This is a genomic window from Bartonella sp. AA2SXKL (genome assembly GCF_042197205.1).
Taxonomy (GTDB): Bacteria; Pseudomonadota; Alphaproteobacteria; order Rhizobiales; family Rhizobiaceae; genus Bartonella.
Window position 1 is genome coordinate 1 of sequence record NZ_JBHIRN010000189.1, and the last position, 284, is coordinate 284.

1 protein-coding gene is annotated in these 284 nt (G+C 35.9%); it reads right to left on the bottom strand.

All coding sequences use genetic code 11. The features are described 5' to 3' along the window. On the bottom strand, window positions 1-284 hold a 284-nt coding region (locus ACFINS_RS10615; RefSeq protein ID WP_375706251.1), incomplete at both ends, for an ABC transporter transmembrane domain-containing protein.

A 284-nucleotide genomic window follows, 5' to 3' on the forward strand; every position in this document is an offset into this window, starting at 1 on the left:
AATGGCTTTGTTCATACGTTTTCTCATTAGTTCTTCTAATGAAAAAGCCTTAATAACTCGAATACCAATGGTACTTTCCTGCACAATTTTGATAATTTCACCAAGTGAGAGAAGTTCTTTTTCCACTAGACGGCGAACACGTTTTAAAGCCATTCGAACCCCTAAAAAGGCGAGTGGTCCTACTATTAAAGTAAGAGTGATTAACGTAAAGTTTTGAATGAACATGACAAGCAACAGGCCACTAACAGAAAGCAAGTCACGCACAAAAGTTGTAATAATTATAT